The sequence below is a fragment of the Methylothermus subterraneus genome (assembly GCF_054656915.1).
Map to the genome: position 1 here is coordinate 155,146 of NZ_BAAHXK010000003.1, position 16,706 is coordinate 171,851.

Genomic DNA, 16,706 nt, shown 5'->3' on the forward strand with positions numbered 1-16,706 from the left:
CAGTCGTACGTAGAAAGACTTATTTTATCCTAGGTCTTAGGGGATGGCGCTTTCCATAGCTCCAATGCTGGATCGGACCGATCGGCATTTTCGTTTTTTGCTGCGCCTACTTTCTCATCGGGTCGAGCTTTATACCGAAATGGTCGTCTGCGATGCGCTGTTGAGTCGTAATGGGAATCGAATTGTGGACTTTGATCCGCGCGAAAAACCGCTGATCCTTCAGTTGGCGGGCAGCGATCCCGGGAAGCTGGGGCGCTGCGCAGAACTCGCCGAAGCTCGAGGTTATGATGGGATCAATCTCAATGTCGGTTGCCCCAGCGACCGGGTGCAGCGGGGGCGCTTTGGCGCTTGTTTAATGAAAACCCCAGAACTCGTCGCCGAGTGCGTTTCGGCCATGCAGGCGCGCACTCGTTTGCCGGTGAGCGTCAAGTGTCGAATTGGAGTCGATGAGTTGGATCGGTATCAGGATCTGGCTAGGTTTGTGGCGATTGTCGCCGAAGGCGGGTGTCGCATTTTTATTATCCACGCTCGCAAAGCCTGGCTCAAAGGCTTGTCAGCCAAAGAAAACCGGGTGGTTCCACCGCTGCGTTACGATTATGTGTATCGCTTAAAGCGCGACTTTCCTCAGTACACGGTGATTCTCAACGGCGGTATTGCCGACTTGGAACAAGCCCGGCTGCAGTTGCAATGGGTCGATGGGGTGATGATTGGCCGGGCGGTGTACCAAAATCCCTATTTATTGGCCCATGCCGACGCCTGGTTTTATCAGGACGCGCATCCCATCCCCAGTCGGGAGCAAGTGCTTGCAGCCTATGTGCCTTACGTGGCAGCGCAGCTTCAACAAGGCGTGCGTTGGTCGCTGGTGGCAAGACACCTTATGGGGCTGTACCATGGCCAACCGGTCGCGCGCAAGTGGCGCCGCTATCTAACGGAAGCGTCTGGCGTTGCCGCGCTTGAATCCTGGTTGGCCCAAGCGCCTTTTGCTCGCCCCTGAAGGCTATTCGGACTCGGCTAGCGGCCAGTTGATTTTTACCTTGGCTTTGGCGCGTAGCTGGGCCAGGTATTCTTTAAAAGTCATCAAGCCAAACAGGTGCGCCAAGTTGGCCTTGAAGCGCTGTTTTTCCTCTGCGGGCAAGCCGGAATAATCGCCGTCGCTCACCGTCAGGATTTGGCACAGAACCTGACGATCGTCGGTCAGCGGTATGCGCAAGGGTACCGGTTTGTCGGCTTGAGGACGCGGCGCTTGGAAGATGGCCTCGGTGCTGGTTTCGAGCTCTGCGATCGGCGCATTGCGGGAAAGCTCGGCCGTTTTGACCGTCGCCTTGACCTGCTTGGCGATTTCTTCCAGTTTGGTGCCGCTTTTTAATTTGGCCAGCCACTCTTTGGCTTGAATTTCCGCGATTTGGCGCGCCTTCTGCTTGCGAAGCAAAGCGGCGATCTCCGTGCTGACTTCAGCAAGAGGGCGTTGCTGCGCCGGCAGATGCTGGCGTATGCGTAAGGCGACCAAAGCGCCATCGCCTGTCTCGATGGGCTCGCTGTTGTTTCCTGCCAGAACCTCTTCACTGAAGGCGGCAGCGCGGACTTTAGGGTCGGCGGCAACGCCTTCCCCTTTATCTCGCGTGAACAGGCCGGTGGATTGGATGGTGAGCCCTAAAGCGCTGGCAGCCGGCTCTAGACTGTGGGGATTCTCATAGACCAATTGGGCTAATTTTTCTGCCAACTCATACAGGCGCGCTTCTGCCTCCTGACGCTGAAGCTCTTGGCGGATTTGCGCTTTTACGGCCGCAAACGGTTGCGGGGTGGCGGGTTTGATTTCGACGACTTGGATAAGGTGATAGCCAAACGGGGTCAATACGGGCTCGGAAATTTCGCCTTTGGGCAAGGCAAAAGCCGCCTCTTCAAAGTTTTTTTCTAAGAACCCTTTTGTGACAAAACCTAAGTCGCCGCCTTGCGCCTTCGATCCGGGATCGTCGGAAAATTGTTTGGCCAGTTCGGCAAAATCCTCACCCTGTTCCAAACGCTTCTTGATTTCCTGAGCCTTAGCTAAAGCTTGAGATTTTTCTTCCGCAGAAGCATTTTGCGCAACAGCTACCAAGATATGTCGTAAATGGCGTTGTTCTGGCGTGGTAAATGCCTGTTGTTGCTCTGCGTAATAGCGACGCAGCTCCTCTTCGGTGGGTTCGATGCTTTGGGCGAGGGTATCTCGGGACAGAATTAGGTACTCGACTGCAACTTGTTCTTGGGTTTTAAACCGGTCTTGGTGCTGGTCGTAATAAGCTTGGATTTCTTCGTTGCTTACAGGAATTTTCTCGAGTTCAGGAAAGGGAAGGATCAAATACTCGATTTTGCGGCGTTGGTTCTGAAGCTTGTAAAACGTTTCAGCTTCGCGCTCGCTGACGAAACTGGAATCGACAACCGCTTGCGCGAGCTGATTTAATAGCAGAGATCTCTGGACTTGGGCGATGAACTGGTCCGCGCTTAAGCCTTCGGCGGCAAGAAAGCGCTGATATTTTGCTTCATCGAAGCGGCCGTCGGTCTGGAGAAAGGGAAGGCTGCGGATGAATTGCGCCACTTGGCTGTCACTGACCACTAAGTTTTTAGCGATGGCCGCCTGAAGCAATAATTCTTCATCGATCAATTGGTTTAAAGCTTGTTGCTTTAATTCTTTTTCGGAGTAAGAATCCTGACCAAGAAGACGGGCGTATTGTTGCTCGTAGAGGCGAAGCAGATCGCGCTCGAAAAACTCGCGCTTGCCGACGGTGGCGATGGGCTTTTCTCTGCCGGTATCGAAATAGTTTCCTATCCCCCATAAGGCAAAAGGGACGGTGATCAGGATCAAGATGATCCAGGCCAAGATTCCTTGGGCGCGGTCGCGAATCGTTTGCAGCATAACTTAAGTTTCCAATGCCAATGGGACAGGCATGAAAAACCCCGCCACGGCGGGGTTCTAAAGCATTGGCGGAGTGGACGGGACTCGAACCCGCGACCCCCGGCGTGACAGGCCGGTATTCTGACCGACTGAACTACCACTCCGTTTAACTGGTGGGTGCTGCAGGGATTGAACCTGCGACCTTCGCCTTGTAAGGGCGACGCTCTCCCACCTGAGCTAAGCACCCCCGTTCGAAGGGTTAGATTATTGTACGGTATCTCGAAGCGTTTTGCCAGGTTTGAATGCAGGAATTTTTGCCGCCTTGATCGTCATCGGCTCACCTGTGCGCGGGTTGCGACCTTGCCGCTCCTGCCGCGTCTTGACGGTGAAAGTGCCAAAACCGATCAAAGTCACGTTTTTACCCTCGCCTAGAGCCTGGGTTACGGTGTCGATGAAGGCATCGAGCGCTCGGGCTGCGTCGGCCTTGGTCAAGTTCGCTTTGTCGGCGATGGCGTCGATTAGTTCCGCTTTATTCATGCAATTCCCCCTTAAGATTTTTGTTAAAACCCCAATTTGTACGTGCGCTCGGTGCGCTGTGCAAATCTGCCGCATTTATAGCAGCCCCGTGAAACCGCTGTCAAGCCGCGTGGCGCCTAGACTTCTCTGGATTTTTACGGCAGTCAATGGGCAGTGAGCGGTTTTCCTTCCACCGTGGATATGGGCTTTGAAGGTTTCACCTGCAGGGTAGGACAAGGCTGATATTCCAAGGCCTGCTGGAACACCTGGTCGATCCAGCGTACCGGGATGATCTCCAGGTTTTGCTTAACGTTTGCTGGGATTTCTAATAGATCTTTTTCGTTTTCCGCGGGGATGATCACCGTGCGAATGCTGCCGCGCAGGGCCGCCAAAAGTTTCTCTTTTAACCCCCCGATAGGCAGCACCTCTCCACGCAGCGTGATCTCCCCGGTCATAGCCACGTCGCAACGTACCGGAATTCCGGTCAGGGCCGAGACCAAAGCGGTACACATGCCGATGCCGGCGCTGGGTCCATCTTTGGGCGTGGCGCCTTCCGGAACGTGGATGTGCACGTCTTTGGTGTGATAGAAATCTGGGTCGATCCCTAAAACCTCCGCCCGGCTGCGCACCACCGTCAACGCGGCCTGAATGGACTCTTGCATAACTTCGCCCAGTTTTCCGGTGTAAATGTGTTTGCCCTTGCCTTCGACGACCACCGCTTCGATAGTGAGCAGTTCACCGCCGACTTCGGTCCAGGCAAGCCCGGTGACCTGTCCGATCCGGTTGGTTTCTTCAGCGCGGCCATAGCGAAAGCGCGGAACCCCAAGATAGTTCAGGAGGCTGCGTGAGGTGATTTGGACCGCTTTGGCGCTTGGTTTGCTCTGGAGGCGCTTGACGGTCTTTCTACACAGGCTGGCGATTTCCCGTTCTAGGTTGCGCACGCCGGCCTCACGGGTATAGCGCCGGATGATTTCCCGAATCGCGCCTTCGCTGATGCGGATTTCAGTATCCTTTAACCCGTTGTTTTTTATCTGTTTGGGGATCAGATAGCGTTTGGCGATGCTGACCTTTTCTTCTTCGGTGTAGCCCGGCAGCCGGATCACCTCCATTCGGTCGAGCAAGGCCGGAGGGATGTTTAAGGTGTTGGCGGTGGCGATGAACATCACATCGGACAGATCAAAATCGACTTCTAGGTAGTGATCGTTAAAAGCCTTGTTTTGCTCGGGGTCGAGGACTTCCAACAAAGCGGAAGCAGGATCGCCCCGAAAATCCATCGCCATCTTGTCGATTTCGTCCAACATGAAGACCGGATTGCGGGATTTGACCTTGACCAGACTCTGGATGATTTTACCGGGCATGGAGCCGATATAGGTGCGGCGATGGCCGCGGATTTCCGCCTCATCGCGGATTCCTCCCAAAGCCATGCGCACGTATTTGCGGTTGGTGGCTTTGGCGATGGACTGGCCCAGCGACGTCTTACCGACTCCCGGCGGACCTACCAAGCACAAGATCGGACCTTTTATTTTCTGCACCCGTTGTTGCACTGCTAAGTATTCTAAGATCCGCTCTTTGACCCGTTCGAGACCGTAATGGTCGGCGTCCAGGATTTCCTGAGCCACCCGTAAATCGTGGCGCAGTTTGGTCTGCTTCTTCCAGGGCAGGTTGACCAGCCAGTCGAGGTAGTTTCGCACGACCGTAGCTTCAGCCGACATAGGCGGCATCATTTTCAGTTTGTTGAGCTCGGCCTGCGCTTTGTCCCGGGCCTCCTTGGGCAGGCCGGCTTTAGCGATCTTTTGCGCGAGTTCTTCGATTTCATTGGGCGCGTCTTCCAGTTCCCCCAGCTCCTTCTGGATCGCTTTCATTTGCTCGTTGAGATAATACTCCCTTTGATTTTTTTCCATCTGCTGCTTGACCCGAGCACGGATCCGCTTTTCTAGCTCGAGGATGTCCACCTCCCCCTCCATCAGCAGGATCAGCTTTTCTAGCCGAGCTGCGATGTCTGTCATTTCCAGCACGGCCTGCTTTTCTTCCAGCTTGAGGGTCATGTGGGCGGCGATGGTATCGGCCAGGCGTCCGGGATCGTCGATGCCGCTCAAAGAATTTAGGACTTCCGGGGGAATGCGCTTGTTGAGTTTGACGTACTGATCGAAAGTGCTAAGCGCCGTGCGCATCAACACTTCGAGTTCTTGGTCGCTGCAGCTGCGCTGCTCGGGTAAAAGGATGGCACGGGCGATTAGGCTGCCGTTTGCTTCTTTAAGCTCTTCGATCCGACTGCGTTGATTGCCTTCGACCAAAACTTTGACCGTGCCGTCGGGCAACTTGAGCAACTGCAAGATAGTGGCTAGAGTCCCTATGCGGTAAATGTCGTTAAAGCCGGGGTCGTCTTGTTCGGCGTCCTTTTGGGCGACGAGCACGATCTGTTTGTTGTCGCGCATCGCGGCATCGAGCGCTTCGATGGACTTTTTCCGGCCCACGAACAGGGGGATAACCATGTGTGGATAGACCACAACATCGCGCAACGGCAAGACTGGGACGAATTTTTCTAGGGCCATAGCTTTTCCTACAAGGATGGATGGAAGGCGGCTTGTTAAATATGGGCGATTTAGAAAGGAATTCAAGCTTTTTGGAAGAAAAGCCAGGCAAGGGTTGCCTGGCTTAGACAAGCTTAATCTGCCAAAAGACGTTGTTTGTCGCTAGTTGCGTAGATCAAATAAGGTTTTGCCTCACCGGTGACGACGCTCTCGTCGATCACCACTTTCACGATATTGCCGGCCGAAGGAAGTTCATACATCACGTCGAGTAAGATATGTTCGAGGATGGTCCTTAACCCCCGCGCTCCGGTTTTGCGCTCCATCGCTTTCTTTGCGATCGCGCGCAGAGCGTCCTCGCGGATTTCCAATTCGCAACCTTCCATCTCGAACAAGCGCTTGTATTGTTTGACCAAGGCGTTTTTGGGCTCGGTCAGGATCCGGATCAGGGCTTGTTCGTCCAGCTCCTCGAGCGTGGCGATTACCGGCAGCCGGCCAACAAACTCGGGGATCAAGCCGTAACGGATCAAGTCTTCCGCTTCCACCTCCGCCAGAATTTCACCCACGTTGCGCGCCTCTTCTTTGCTTTTGACTTCGGCGGCAAAACCGATTCCCCCTTTCTCCAAGCGTTGGCGAATGATTTTCTCCAACCCGGCAAACGCGCCGCCGCAAATGAACAAGATATTGGCGGTGTTTACCTGCAGAAACTCCTGTTGGGGGTGTTTGCGCCCGCCCTGCGGCGGAACCGAGGCGATGGTGCCTTCGATCAGCTTTAACAGCGCCTGTTGCACCCCTTCGCCGGATACGTCGCGAGTGATCGAAGGATTCTCGGATTTGCGCGAGATTTTGTCGATTTCATCGATGTAGACGATTCCCGTCTCGGCTTTTTCGACGTCGTAATCGCACTTTTGCAGCAGCTTCTGGATGATGTTTTCGACGTCTTCTCCTACGTATCCGGCCTCGGTCAAGGTGGTGGCGTCGGCGATCGTGAAAGGGACGTCGAGCAGGCGCGCCAGCGTCTCGGCCAAGAGGGTTTTGCCAGAGCCGGTCGGGCCGATGAGCAGAATGTTGCTCTTGGCCAGCTCCACGTCGTTTTTTTTGTATTGCGAGCGGATGCGCTTGTAATGGTTGTATACCGCAACCGCGAGGATCTTTTTCGCTTCTTCTTGACCGATGACGTATTCGTCCAGAACCTCCTTGATCTCTTTAGGCTTGGGCAAGCGATCCTCGCCACTGGTCTGGTTGTCTTGGAGTTCCTCGCGGATGATGTCGTTGCAGAGGTCCACGCACTCGTCGCAAATGAACACCGAAGGGCCGGCGATCAGTTTTTTGACCTCGTGCTGGCTCTTGCCGCAAAAAGAGCAGTACAGCAACTTCCCCTCTCTATCTTTACCGCGCCTGTCGCTCATAAGCTACCTCAGCCATTGAATGAAAAACTTAAAACGCACTGTCAACCAGCCGGGGGCCTTTTTCTACAGCATAAACCTTGAAACCAGAAATTGCCAAATTTCCAAGGAACTAGCTTTCAGCTTGCGATTTGGCTCGAGTTGTGAGCACCTTGTCGATAATGCCGTATTCCAAGGCTTCATTGCTGCTCATGAAAAAATCCCGGTCGGTGTCCTGTTGGATCTTTTCCAGCGGCTGACCGGTGTGTTTGGCTAAAATCCGGTTGAGACGGTCGCGGGTTTGCAAGATTTCCCGGGCATGAATATCGATGTCGCTCGCCTGACCCTGGAATCCTCCTAAAGGCTGGTGGATCATCACCCGCGAGTGCGGCAGGGCGTAGCGTTTGCCGGGCGCGCCGCCGGCCAGTAATAGGGCTCCCATGCTGGCGGCTTGGCCGATGCACACGGTGCTGACATCGGGTTTGATGAATTGCATGGTGTCGTAGATGGCCAACCCTGCGGTTACGATCCCACCTGGAGAATTGATATACAGGTGAATATCTTTATCGGGGTTTTCCGATTCTAAAAACAGCAGCTGGGCCACAATCAGGTTAGCCGTGTGGTCTTCGACCGGTCCTACCAGGAAGATGACTCGTTCCTTGAGCAGGCGCGAATAGATGTCAAAAGCGCGCTCGCCGCGCGGGGTCTGCTCGATGACGATGGGGACCAGCTGATTGTAGATCTCAAACGATTTGTTCATGCTCCTGTCCGGCGCTGTTGCTTATTCATCAGTTCTCCGAAAGCCACGGGCTCTTCGGTAACTTTCGCTTGCGTCAAGATCCAATCCACAACCTGATCTTCTAACACCAGGTTTTCGATTTGAGCCAACTGTTCGGGATGAGCGTAATACCAGCGGACGACTTTTTCAGGCTCTTCATAGTTTTCGGCCAACTCTTCGATTGCCTGGCGGACGCGGTCAGGATCCGGTTTAAACTGGTTAACCTTAACGATTTCTGCTAAGAGTAGGCTCAAACTAACCCGTTTCCTCGCACTTTCTTTGATGCCGTCCAAAGGCAATTGGTTCAAAAGCTTAGGCTCTTGTTTCAACGCCTTAGCAAAAGGCGCGAGCATACGCTGAATTTCCTGTTTGAGCAGGGCTTCAGGCACCGGGATCGAATGGCGCTCGCTCAGGGCAGCGAACACGCGCGTTTTGATCTCCTCTTTGAGCGCGCTTTTCAGCTGACGCTCCATATTGGCTAAGACTTCGCGGCGGAATTCTTCCACGTCGCCGCTCTCTATCCCGTACCCTTTGACGAACTCCGCATCGATCTGGGGCAGCTCAAACTCTTCGACCTGTTCTACGTCCACCTCAAACCGCACGGTTTTCCCAGCAAGGTTTTCGGCGTGGTAGTCTTCCGGGAAAGTCAGCTCAAATTCCAAGTGATCCCCGGGTTTGCTGCCCAACAATTTCTCTTCAAAGCCAGGAATCATCTGGCCAGCGCCGAGTTCAATTTGGAAGTGCTCTACCTTGCCTTCCGCAATCGGCTGATCTCCTTGGAATGCCTCAAAAGTTAGAGTGATCCGATCGCCGGTTGCGCTCCCTCGCTCTACCGCGCGCCAGGTTTTCTTCTGTTCCCGTAGGCGTTCGAGCATGTTTTCCAAATCCGCCTCGGTGATTTGGCAAACCGGTTTGCGGATTTCCAAAGTGTCTAAGGAAACCAGCTCGATTTCCGGATAGACTTCAAATTGCGCTTCGAAGGCGAAACCTTCTTGGGTTTCCTGGGGAATGATTTTGGGTTCGCCCGCCGGGCGCAGGGCGTGCTCTTTGAGCGCGGCGTTAAAGCTTGAACCGATCAAGTCGTAGATGACCTCTTCGCGGACCTGCTTGCCAAAGCGCTGACGCACGATGTGCGCAGGCACTTTGCCTGGCCGGAAGCCGGCTACTTTCACCCGTTGCGCCAGAGACTTTAAACGGGTGGCGACCTCAGACTGGATTTCTTCCTCTGGGATCTGGACGGTCATTTTGCGGCCGATAGCAGAGGTGGTTTCAACAGAAATCTGCATGCGTTTTTACCTCGTGCGGACTGGGTAAGTATCAACGGTTACTACGGGTTTTAGGTTGGGTCAACCGGCGGGCGGACTCAAGAGTTGGTGCGAATGGAGAGACTCGAACTCTCACGGGTTGCCCCACTGGAACCTAAATCCAGCGCGTCTACCAATTCCGCCACATTCGCAAAAACACCTTCTTGTCAACGCCTTGGGAGTATCGAGATTATAGGACCAAAGCCGTGCTTTGGGCAGGGTGCTAGCTTAGCCAATTTCGTACAACAGTCAAGTTCTTAAAGGATAAGCGATGGTTGAGAGCGAAGGCGCAGTTAAATACCGTTTGCAGTTTATTTTGGATGAGCCTCCCCGTTGGGAGGATTGCCCAACCTTAGAGGCTTGGCGGCGGATTTTGTTTCATCTGCGCTTGATCGGTCTGGACCCAAACCGCTACCAGGGGCTGGCTTATGGCAACGTCAGTCAACGTCTGGCAGGAGATAAGTTTATCATTTCTGCCACCCAGACCGGTGGTTTGGAGCATCTAGGACCTGAACATTATTGTCTGGTGGAAAAGGCCGATCTTGCGGCCAATCGGGTCGTTGCGCGGGGACGTTATCCCCCATCCTCGGAGGCCTTGACCCACGCCGCTGTTTACCAGGCGGCTCCTGGAGTTGGGGCAGTCGTACACGGGCATTGTCCAGAGATCTGGCATCTTGGGGAGCGCTTGGGTTGCAAGCAAACTTCGGCTGCTGCTTCTTATGGGACGCCCGCTCTGGCTTGGGCGGTCTTAGAGCAAGTGAGAACTCAGCCTGAACAAGGTATCATAGTGATGCGTGGCCACCTCGATGGGGTTTTAGCCTATGCGGGCTCTCCCCGCGGCGCTGCGATCCTTTTGATCGAGGCTTTGGCGCGCGCATGGTCCCAAGTTTAGGCTTGAGGGAGGTAGAGGATGGGAAAAGCACGGTTTGGTTTGATCGGGTTATGGATTCTAGCCAGTGGCGCCGATGCCTTGGAAGCCGTCTCGATCCGCACATTGTCTCTGGAGTCTGCGCTGCAAGCGGCTCAAGCGGCCGTTGCCGACTGTCAAGGCAAAGGCTACGCTGTGAGTGCCGCCGTGGTCGATGCAGGCGGCCATCTTTTAGCGTTGCTGCGCAGTCCCAAGGCCGGTCCGCATACGGCCGACAGCAGTCGCCGCAAGGCGTATACCGCTTTGAGCTTAGGCAAGCCGACTCACGAGTTAGCGAGGATGGTTGCTAAGGATCCGGAGATTCAGGCCTTGCGCGATATGAACGAGATCATCTTGATCTTAGGCGGGGGGCTGCCGATTCGCATCGATGGCCAGGTGGTTGGAGGCATCGGCGTAGGCGGCGCGCCGGGAGTCCTATGGGATGTGGCTTGCGCCGAGGCCGGGATCAAAGCCATCGGTGGCCAGTTGGAAAAGGAATAAAAAAGCAGGGTAAAAACCCTGCTGTCAAAGAGGAGGAAAATCGCACTACTGTCATGCAATCGCGGTTCGGCATCGCCAAACCTCGATTTTAGGATAGCAAGGCTTAAGATCGATTGGAATGCGACAAATTGTCGCATTTTGGTTTAAAAGAAAAATGGCAGGGGACTTACTCTCCCTGCCAAGCGAAAGAGGAGGAAATCGAGGTAATTGCCATTACCTAAAAACTACGATAGCAAATTCAGCAAACTTTGGAATGCGGCAAATTGTCGCATAGAGTGATTTTTATGCTGCGCGCTCCGGTGGATTCTGCCGATGCCGCCCGCGCCAATTTGCATTGGCTGTTCGTGCTGCGGAATCTTTTGATCACTGCCGCGGCGGTGATCGTCGTGATTGCGGTTTACGATCTTGGCGTGGCGTTGCCCACCGGACCTTTGTGGGGAATCATCGCCACGATGTTGGCGGTCAATTGCCTGACTTGGCTTAGGCTTCAAGATCTGCGCCCGGTGACTGAGTTGGAGTTGTTTCTTCACTTGGGTTTGGATGCTTTGAGCATCACTGGCTTGTTGTATTTTGCCGGCGGGGCGACCAATCCGATGGCGTGGTTTTTATTGTTGCCGTTGATTATTACGGCGACCGTCCTGCCCCAACGTTATACCTGGTATATGATGCTGCTCGCCTGCGGCGGCTACACCTTGCTGATTTTTTATTACCATCCTTTGCCCCCCCTTCCGGTTGCCCAAGTGATCCAAACCAACCGCTTGCCTGCGGAGATGCTCGAACAGCGCCACCGCTTCGAGTTGCACGCGTTTGGAACCTGGGCGGGGTTTGTCTTCAGTGCGGGATTAGTGGCTTATTTCGTGGTCGAGATGGCCAATACCTTGCGGGAGCGCGAGCGCAAATTGGCCGAGGTGCGCGAGCAGGCGTTGCGCGATGAGCGCGTGGTGGCGTTGGGGACCTTGGCCGCAGGCGCTGCGCATGAAATGGGCACCCCTCTGGGGACGATGGCCATTCTTGTCCAAGAATTGCTAGAAGATTATTCTGACCGTGAGCACGAGGAATTGCGCCAGCGCTTGCTGATTTGCAAAGATCAGATCGAGCGTTGCAAGAACGCTTTGGCGGTGATGTCGGCTTCTGCAGGACAGGTGCGCGCCGAATCGGGTCATCCGGAAGAGGTGCGCCGTTACCTGGAAAAGTTGGTCCAGCAATGGCGCCAGCAGCGGCCGGGAACGAGGTTGAAGTTTCAAGTTGGCGAAGCCGATGAGGGCGCCAAAATCGTTGCCGAGCGCACCTTAAGTCACGCCCTGATCAACATCCTCAACAACGCCGCCGATGTCTCCCCGGAAGTGGAGCTGCACGCCCGCTGGAATTCATTTCGGCTCGAGCTTGTGATCGTCGATCGCGGCCCTGGAATCAGCCCGGCATTGACCGACGCATTGGGCAAGCGTCCTGTCGTATCCAGCAAGCAAGGGCTGGGGGTCGGCTTATTTTTGGCGTATGCTACCGTCGAGCGTATGGGCGGAGCGATCGCGATGGAAGCCCTTCCTGAAGGCGGAACCCGAACGCAGATTACTTTACCTTTATTAGCCCAGTCCGCGTATGAGTGATCGCCCCAGACTGCTTTTAGTAGACGACGATTTGACCTTTGGCGAGGTATTGCAAAAGGCCTTGGTAAAACGCGGCTTTGAGGTCTTCGTGGCCCAGACCGTAGAAGAGGGGCTGGCTCAGGCAGCTCGGCTGACTCCTGAGTACGCCGTGATCGATCTGCGCATCGGTCACGATTCGGGATTGGTCCTGATCAAGAAACTTAAAGAGCTCGATGCCAACACGCGCATTGTGGTCTTGACCGGTTACGCCAGCATTGCGACCGCGGTAGAAGCGGTAAAGTTAGGCGCGGTACACTATTTGACTAAACCGGCCGATGCGGATGAGATCGTCGCCGCCTTTCATAAGGAGGAAGGCGACGTCGGGGTAGCGATCAAAGACAAGCCTTTGTCCGCCCGCAGGATGGAGTGGGAGTACTTGCAGAAAGTGCTGCTTGAGCACCACGGCAACATCTCCGCCGCGGCGCGAGCGCTGGGGATGCACCGTCGGACTTTGCAGCGTAAACTAGACAAACGCCCGGTCAAGGAATGAGCCTTGGACGCGGTGAAACTTAACTAACTAGATAGAGGAGGTCGCGCATGGCAGAGACAATTTCCCACAAGGTCGTCATCGTCGGCGGGGGCACAGCCGGCATCGCCGTAGCTTCTCACCTAAAAAAGCTCGAGGAATCCGGCGCCTTGGATATAGCCATCTTAGAGCCCAAGGACGTGCATTATTACCAACCCGGCTGGACCTTGGTTGGCGGCGGAGAGATGAAGCCCAAAGCCACCTGGCGGCCGATGAAAGCGGTGATCCCGCAAGGGGTGGCTTGGATCCAGGACGCGGTAGCGCACTTCGATCCCGACGCCAATACGCTCACGACCGCTTCCGGCAAGCAGATCCGTTACGAGTATCTGGTGGTGGCGGCAGGGATAGAGATCGCCTGGGAGCAAATCCCAGGTCTTGAGGAAGCCCTGCAACGCAACCTGGCGGTGTCGATCTACGATTACGACTTGGCGCCTAAAGTATGGGAAGCGATCAAGGGGTTTTCCGGGGGAACGGCGATCTTCACCCAACCCAAACCGCCGTTCAAATGCCCGGGAGCGGCGCAGAAGATCGCTTATCTGGCCGACGACGCCTGGCGCAAGCGCAATGTGCGGGGCAAAACCAAGCTCCTGTTCTTCTCGGCGGCCCCGAGCATTTTCCCGGTCAAGCGCTACGCCAAGACCTTGAACGAGGTCTTAAAGCGCAAGGCGATCGAGACCCATTTCCAGCACCACCTCGTAGCCATCGATGTCGATAACAAACAGGCGGTGTTCGAGCACATCGCCACGGGTGACCGCCAAAGCCACGCCTTCGATTTCCTCCACGTCACCCCTCCCATGCGTCCCCCGGCCTGCTTGAGGTCCAGTCCGTTGGCCGATGAAGCCGGCTGGATGAACGTGGACAAACACACCTTACGCCACCCCAAATACCAAAACGTCTATGGCTTGGGCGATTGCACCAATACGCCCAACTCCAAGACCGCCGCGGCCTGCCGCGCCCAGACCTACGTCGTGGTCAGCAATCTTTTGACCGAGCTGGCAGGTGGTCGGGGGATCTCGGCCTACGACGGCTATGCCTCCTGCCCCCTCATCACCGGCTACGGCAAATTGGTGTTGGCCGAATTCGACTACAACCTGCAGCCTAAGGAGACCTTTCCCATCGATCAGAGCAAGGAGCGCCGGAGCATGTATTATTTCAAGAAGTATTTCCTGCCCTGGTACTACTGGAACGTGCTCTTGAAAGGCGGAGACGCCACGATCTGGCCGGCGTGACTTGACTTTCAGCGCGTGGCGGTCAAGACGATGCTATAGTTTTAACATCGGCAGCAAAACGAAGCGGGAGCAAGATGCGCGCGCAAATTCTATTGACTGTTGGGTTACTGGCTTGGGGCGGGGCAGGGCAAGCGCTGGAGGTGGTGATTCAAGGCAAAAAACTGGTCCCTGAGCGGGAGAGCGAAACGTGCGTCGAGATCGCCGGAGAGTATCCAGGAATCCGGATCGAGCCGAGCGAAGCAGGCAAGGTGCCGCAAGTTTGCTACAGCGACGCCAGGCGTGACATATTGACCATCCACAACGCCTTGTTTGTGGCCACGGAAGGGACGGTTTCCAGCGTCCGAGACGGGGAGCAGACTTCAGGAACGGCTACCTCCGGGGTTCCGGAAGTCATCGTCGAGTTCCAGCACACTTTTCCGCCCGGTCCGAACGGCCTGATCATGGCGCGCGCCAAGATCGAGGGGTTCTTTGCCACCGCTACCGGTCTTGGGGTAGCGTCGGGAGATACCATCCGGTTTGCCGGCTCTTTTGCGCAAGAGGATCAGGAAGATTACATCGCCGAGCCCTTTATCCATACGGTGGGCGAGGAGTTGGAAAGCGCGATCTTCGAGAACAAGGCCAAGAAGCGCTATCTGATCGCCGGTCCCCGCACCCTTAAGGCCAAACTGACGTTCAGTTTCACCGCGGCGGGGCATAAGCTCGCCCTGACCAAAGGGGCCTCAGTGAGCATAGACACCGGCGCCACGTTCGAGGACAAACTGGAAGAGATGGAGAGCGCGGAAGAGTCGCCCAAGGAGGGGGAAGAGGAGGCTCCCGAGGAAGAGGAAGCGCAGCCGCCTGCGGAAGAGGAGTTTTCGTTTTGAGGGGTCAGCTCTGGCACCTTGCGCAGTAGTAAGTCGCGCGTTGGCCTAAAGCGATGCGGCGGATCGGTCGGGCGCAGCGTGGGCAAGGTTTGCCCTCTCGACCGTAAACTTGTAAGGCGAGTTGAAAGTAACCTGGCCGGCCAGTGGCGTCGCTAAAGTCGCGCAAGGTGGTTCCTCCCTGGGCGATCGCCAAAGCCAAAATACCGCGAACGGCGGTCACCAGCTTTTGGTAGCGTGGTTTTGAAATCTCGCCCGCTGGGCGGGCAGGATGGATCCCTGCGGAAAACAAGGCCTCATTGGCATAAATGTTGCCAATGCCTACGACCACGCGTTGGTCCATCAGCAACGATTTGACCGCTTGCCGGCGACCCCGAGCCAGCCGCCAGAGCCAGTCGCCGGTAAAAAGCGGATCGAAAGGCTCGAGTCCCAAGTGGCAAAGCAACGGGTGGGTCGCGGGATTTGAGGTCCATACCAAGGCGCCGAAGCGGCGCGGATCGTGGAAGATAAGCCGCTCCCCGGCCTCTAGAGTGAACGCAGCGTGATCGTGAGGTCGCAGGGGCTGCTCACTGGAGCTAAGACGGAGGCTGCCGGACATCCCAAGATGAACGATCAAAACGCCGTTTCCGGTCTGCACCAGCAGGTATTTACCGCGCCGCTTGATTTCTTCGATCGGCGCTTTGGGCAGTTGCTCGGCCAGATCGGGCGCTACCGGCCAGCGCAGCCGGGGCTGAAAGATGGCAACGCTTTGGACGCGCTTTCCCACGAGGTAGGGCTCAAGACTTTGGCGTATCGTCTCGACTTCGGGAAGCTCCGGCATCGCTTGGCGAGGACGGTTTGGGGGTCAGCAGGTTTTGGCCGACGCTGCCGTAAAAGTGGTAGCGCAGCTTTTGCTCCGGGCGCAGCAAGATCAGTTCCGGTTCGCGTTGCAGGACGACGAATTCGAGCGTTTGGCCGGCGATCGAAACGCGGATGCGCGGCTGTTCAGGCGAAGGTTCCTCGGTGGCCGGCGTGATTTGCACCGCACGCGCCGTCCGCCAGGTATCCACCAGGCGCTCTAAGTCGGCGGCCGGAGCCGCGGGTTCGGAGGTCCAGCCGCCAGCTTCTGTTGCGGTAATCCGCCAGCCGGGGAGCTCCAGGGCTTGCAAGGGGCCTTGGGGGAGCAATTGGTGCTCGACCCAGGTGGTGGCCGGGGCGGTCAGGGAGTAAAACAGGGCGTCGTCAAGCAAGTGGATGACGTCGCCGACCTGCAGATAGCGCTGAAAATTCAAGGGATTCTGGCCGCCAAAGCGGAACTCCACCGCATCGAGGCGGACGATGGCTTGAGGCGGCTGCAATTCAAAGCGCGCCAAGTCCATTCCTGCCGCGGGGTAGCGGGTTGGACTGGTTTGCTTTGGTAAGTCTAATAGCTGCTGGATATGATACGCATCGGCCAGGGCTTGGAACGGCTCGGTCATGCGCCAGACGTCTTCTGCGCGCGTAAATTCCAGGCGGTCGGTGCGGCGTTCGATGACGATGTGCCGCACCTTGCCCGGGTCAAAGTCTGCCAGCAAAGGAAGCGGCGTTGGCTCGGGAGCGCGCTCGATCCAATACACCCAAGCCGCCAGTCCGGTTACCAGGATCAGCAAGATGAAAATCGTCCACCAGCGTTTAACCATGG

General features: G+C 55.9%; 15 protein-coding genes and 3 tRNA genes. 7 read left to right on the forward strand and 11 right to left on the reverse strand.

Annotated elements, in window-relative coordinates:
* Positions 1–43: 43 nt before the first annotated feature.
* The gene (gene dusA / locus ACYQ3M_RS04180) at positions 44–994 is read left to right on the forward strand and encodes a tRNA dihydrouridine(20/20a) synthase DusA (protein ID WP_460034800.1); all 951 of its coding nucleotides are present in this window, start codon (positions 44–46) and stop codon (positions 992–994) included.
* A gap of 3 nt (positions 995–997) precedes the next feature.
* Here dusA and ACYQ3M_RS04185 read toward each other — a convergent pair whose 3' ends face one another.
* The 9 genes from ACYQ3M_RS04185 to ACYQ3M_RS04225 all read right to left on the reverse strand — a co-directional run bounded on the left by ACYQ3M_RS04185 (position 998) and on the right by ACYQ3M_RS04225 (position 9,532).
* Entirely contained in the window at positions 998–2,890 is a 1,893-nt protein-coding gene (locus tag ACYQ3M_RS04185) for a SurA N-terminal domain-containing protein (RefSeq protein WP_460034801.1), read from the reverse strand.
* Positions 2,891–2,956: 66 nt separating this feature from the next.
* Positions 2,957–3,033, reverse strand: a tRNA-Asp gene (locus ACYQ3M_RS04190).
* A gap of 7 nt (positions 3,034–3,040) precedes the next feature.
* Positions 3,041–3,116, reverse strand: a tRNA-Val gene (locus tag ACYQ3M_RS04195).
* Positions 3,117–3,133: 17 nt separating this feature from the next.
* Complete coding sequence (locus ACYQ3M_RS04200) at positions 3,134–3,481, reverse strand: HU family DNA-binding protein (RefSeq protein ID WP_460034802.1); 348 nt, start codon at positions 3,479–3,481, stop codon at positions 3,134–3,136.
* Positions 3,482–3,549: 68 nt separating this feature from the next.
* Positions 3,550–5,937 carry an endopeptidase La gene (lon, locus tag ACYQ3M_RS04205; RefSeq protein WP_460034803.1) on the reverse strand — a complete coding sequence of 796 codons (2,388 nt, stop codon included), beginning with the start codon at positions 5,935–5,937 and terminating at the stop codon, positions 3,550–3,552.
* 113 nt (positions 5,938–6,050) lie between these two features.
* Positions 6,051–7,322 (reverse strand): ATP-dependent Clp protease ATP-binding subunit ClpX, encoded by a 1,272-nt coding sequence (clpX, locus tag ACYQ3M_RS04210; RefSeq protein WP_460034804.1) that lies wholly within the window; start codon positions 7,320–7,322, stop codon positions 6,051–6,053.
* A 109-nt stretch (positions 7,323–7,431) separates the two neighbouring features.
* On the reverse strand, positions 7,432–8,058 hold the full coding sequence (clpP, locus tag ACYQ3M_RS04215; RefSeq protein WP_460034805.1) for an ATP-dependent Clp endopeptidase proteolytic subunit ClpP: 627 nt from the start codon (positions 8,056–8,058) through the stop codon (positions 7,432–7,434).
* Positions 8,055–9,362 (reverse strand): trigger factor, encoded by a 1,308-nt coding sequence (tig, locus tag ACYQ3M_RS04220; RefSeq protein ID WP_460034806.1) that lies wholly within the window; start codon positions 9,360–9,362, stop codon positions 8,055–8,057. Before tig ends, clpP begins: the two co-directional genes overlap by 4 nt.
* An 85-nt stretch (positions 9,363–9,447) precedes the next feature.
* Positions 9,448–9,532: transfer RNA gene (locus ACYQ3M_RS04225), tRNA-Leu, on the reverse strand.
* A 119-nt stretch (positions 9,533–9,651) separates the two neighbouring features.
* Here ACYQ3M_RS04225 and ACYQ3M_RS04230 point away from each other — a divergent pair.
* The 6 genes from ACYQ3M_RS04230 (at position 9,652) to ACYQ3M_RS04255 (ending at position 15,049) form a co-directional block, all read left to right on the forward strand.
* Positions 9,652–10,272 (forward strand): class II aldolase/adducin family protein, encoded by a 621-nt coding sequence (locus ACYQ3M_RS04230; RefSeq protein WP_460034807.1) that lies wholly within the window; start codon positions 9,652–9,654, stop codon positions 10,270–10,272.
* Between the two features lie 18 nt (positions 10,273–10,290).
* The gene (locus tag ACYQ3M_RS04235; protein WP_460034808.1) at positions 10,291–10,788 is read left to right on the forward strand and encodes a GlcG/HbpS family heme-binding protein; all 498 of its coding nucleotides are present in this window, start codon (positions 10,291–10,293) and stop codon (positions 10,786–10,788) included.
* Positions 10,789–11,072: 284 nt separating this feature from the next.
* Entirely contained in the window at positions 11,073–12,392 is a 1,320-nt protein-coding gene (locus ACYQ3M_RS04240) for an ATP-binding protein (protein WP_460034809.1), read from the forward strand.
* Positions 12,385–12,921: a response regulator transcription factor gene (locus tag ACYQ3M_RS04245; protein WP_460034810.1), complete on the forward strand. Its 537-nt coding sequence runs from the start codon at positions 12,385–12,387 to the stop codon at positions 12,919–12,921. The genes ACYQ3M_RS04240 and ACYQ3M_RS04245 overlap by 8 nt, the downstream gene beginning before the upstream one ends.
* A gap of 47 nt (positions 12,922–12,968) precedes the next feature.
* Positions 12,969–14,186 (forward strand): NAD(P)/FAD-dependent oxidoreductase, encoded by a 1,218-nt coding sequence (locus ACYQ3M_RS04250; protein WP_460034811.1) that lies wholly within the window; start codon positions 12,969–12,971, stop codon positions 14,184–14,186.
* Positions 14,187–14,260: 74 nt separating this feature from the next.
* Positions 14,261–15,049 carry a hypothetical protein gene (locus ACYQ3M_RS04255; RefSeq protein WP_460034812.1) on the forward strand — a complete coding sequence of 263 codons (789 nt, stop codon included), beginning with the start codon at positions 14,261–14,263 and terminating at the stop codon, positions 15,047–15,049.
* A 4-nt stretch (positions 15,050–15,053) separates the two neighbouring features.
* On the opposite strand, the gene mutM is transcribed toward ACYQ3M_RS04255, so the two are convergent.
* Positions 15,054–15,866: a bifunctional DNA-formamidopyrimidine glycosylase/DNA-(apurinic or apyrimidinic site) lyase gene (gene mutM, locus ACYQ3M_RS04260; RefSeq protein WP_460034813.1), complete on the reverse strand. Its 813-nt coding sequence runs from the start codon at positions 15,864–15,866 to the stop codon at positions 15,054–15,056.
* The gene (locus ACYQ3M_RS04265; RefSeq protein ID WP_460034814.1) at positions 15,823–16,704 is read right to left on the reverse strand and encodes a DUF4340 domain-containing protein; all 882 of its coding nucleotides are present in this window, start codon (positions 16,702–16,704) and stop codon (positions 15,823–15,825) included. The genes mutM and ACYQ3M_RS04265 overlap by 44 nt, the downstream gene beginning before the upstream one ends.
* Positions 16,705–16,706 lie beyond the last annotated feature (2 nt).

Excerpts from the sequence above, each read along its gene's own strand:
- dusA (WP_460034800.1), top strand. The coding sequence starts at position 44 with ATGGCGCTTTCCATAGCTCCAATGCTGGATCGGACCGATCGGCATTTT.
- ACYQ3M_RS04185 (WP_460034801.1), bottom strand. The coding sequence starts at position 2,890 with ATGCTGCAAACGATTCGCGACCGCGCCCAAGGAATCTTGGCCTGGATC.
- ACYQ3M_RS04200 (WP_460034802.1), bottom strand. The coding sequence starts at position 3,481 with ATGCGGCAGATTTGCACAGCGCACCGAGCGCACGTACAAATTGGGGTT.
- lon (WP_460034803.1), bottom strand. The coding sequence starts at position 5,937 with ATGGCCCTAGAAAAATTCGTCCCAGTCTTGCCGTTGCGCGATGTTGTG.
- clpX (WP_460034804.1), bottom strand. The coding sequence starts at position 7,322 with ATGAGCGACAGGCGCGGTAAAGATAGAGAGGGGAAGTTGCTGTACTGC.
- clpP (WP_460034805.1), bottom strand. The coding sequence starts at position 8,058 with ATGAACAAATCGTTTGAGATCTACAATCAGCTGGTCCCCATCGTCATC.
- tig (WP_460034806.1), bottom strand. The coding sequence starts at position 9,362 with ATGCAGATTTCTGTTGAAACCACCTCTGCTATCGGCCGCAAAATGACC.
- ACYQ3M_RS04230 (WP_460034807.1), top strand. The coding sequence starts at position 9,652 with ATGGTTGAGAGCGAAGGCGCAGTTAAATACCGTTTGCAGTTTATTTTG.
- ACYQ3M_RS04235 (WP_460034808.1), top strand. The coding sequence starts at position 10,291 with ATGGGAAAAGCACGGTTTGGTTTGATCGGGTTATGGATTCTAGCCAGT.
- ACYQ3M_RS04240 (WP_460034809.1), top strand. The coding sequence starts at position 11,073 with ATGCTGCGCGCTCCGGTGGATTCTGCCGATGCCGCCCGCGCCAATTTG.
- ACYQ3M_RS04245 (WP_460034810.1), top strand. The coding sequence starts at position 12,385 with ATGAGTGATCGCCCCAGACTGCTTTTAGTAGACGACGATTTGACCTTT.
- ACYQ3M_RS04250 (WP_460034811.1), top strand. The coding sequence starts at position 12,969 with ATGGCAGAGACAATTTCCCACAAGGTCGTCATCGTCGGCGGGGGCACA.
- ACYQ3M_RS04255 (WP_460034812.1), top strand. The coding sequence starts at position 14,261 with ATGCGCGCGCAAATTCTATTGACTGTTGGGTTACTGGCTTGGGGCGGG.
- mutM (WP_460034813.1), bottom strand. The coding sequence starts at position 15,866 with ATGCCGGAGCTTCCCGAAGTCGAGACGATACGCCAAAGTCTTGAGCCC.
- ACYQ3M_RS04265 (WP_460034814.1), bottom strand. The coding sequence starts at position 16,704 with ATGGTTAAACGCTGGTGGACGATTTTCATCTTGCTGATCCTGGTAACC.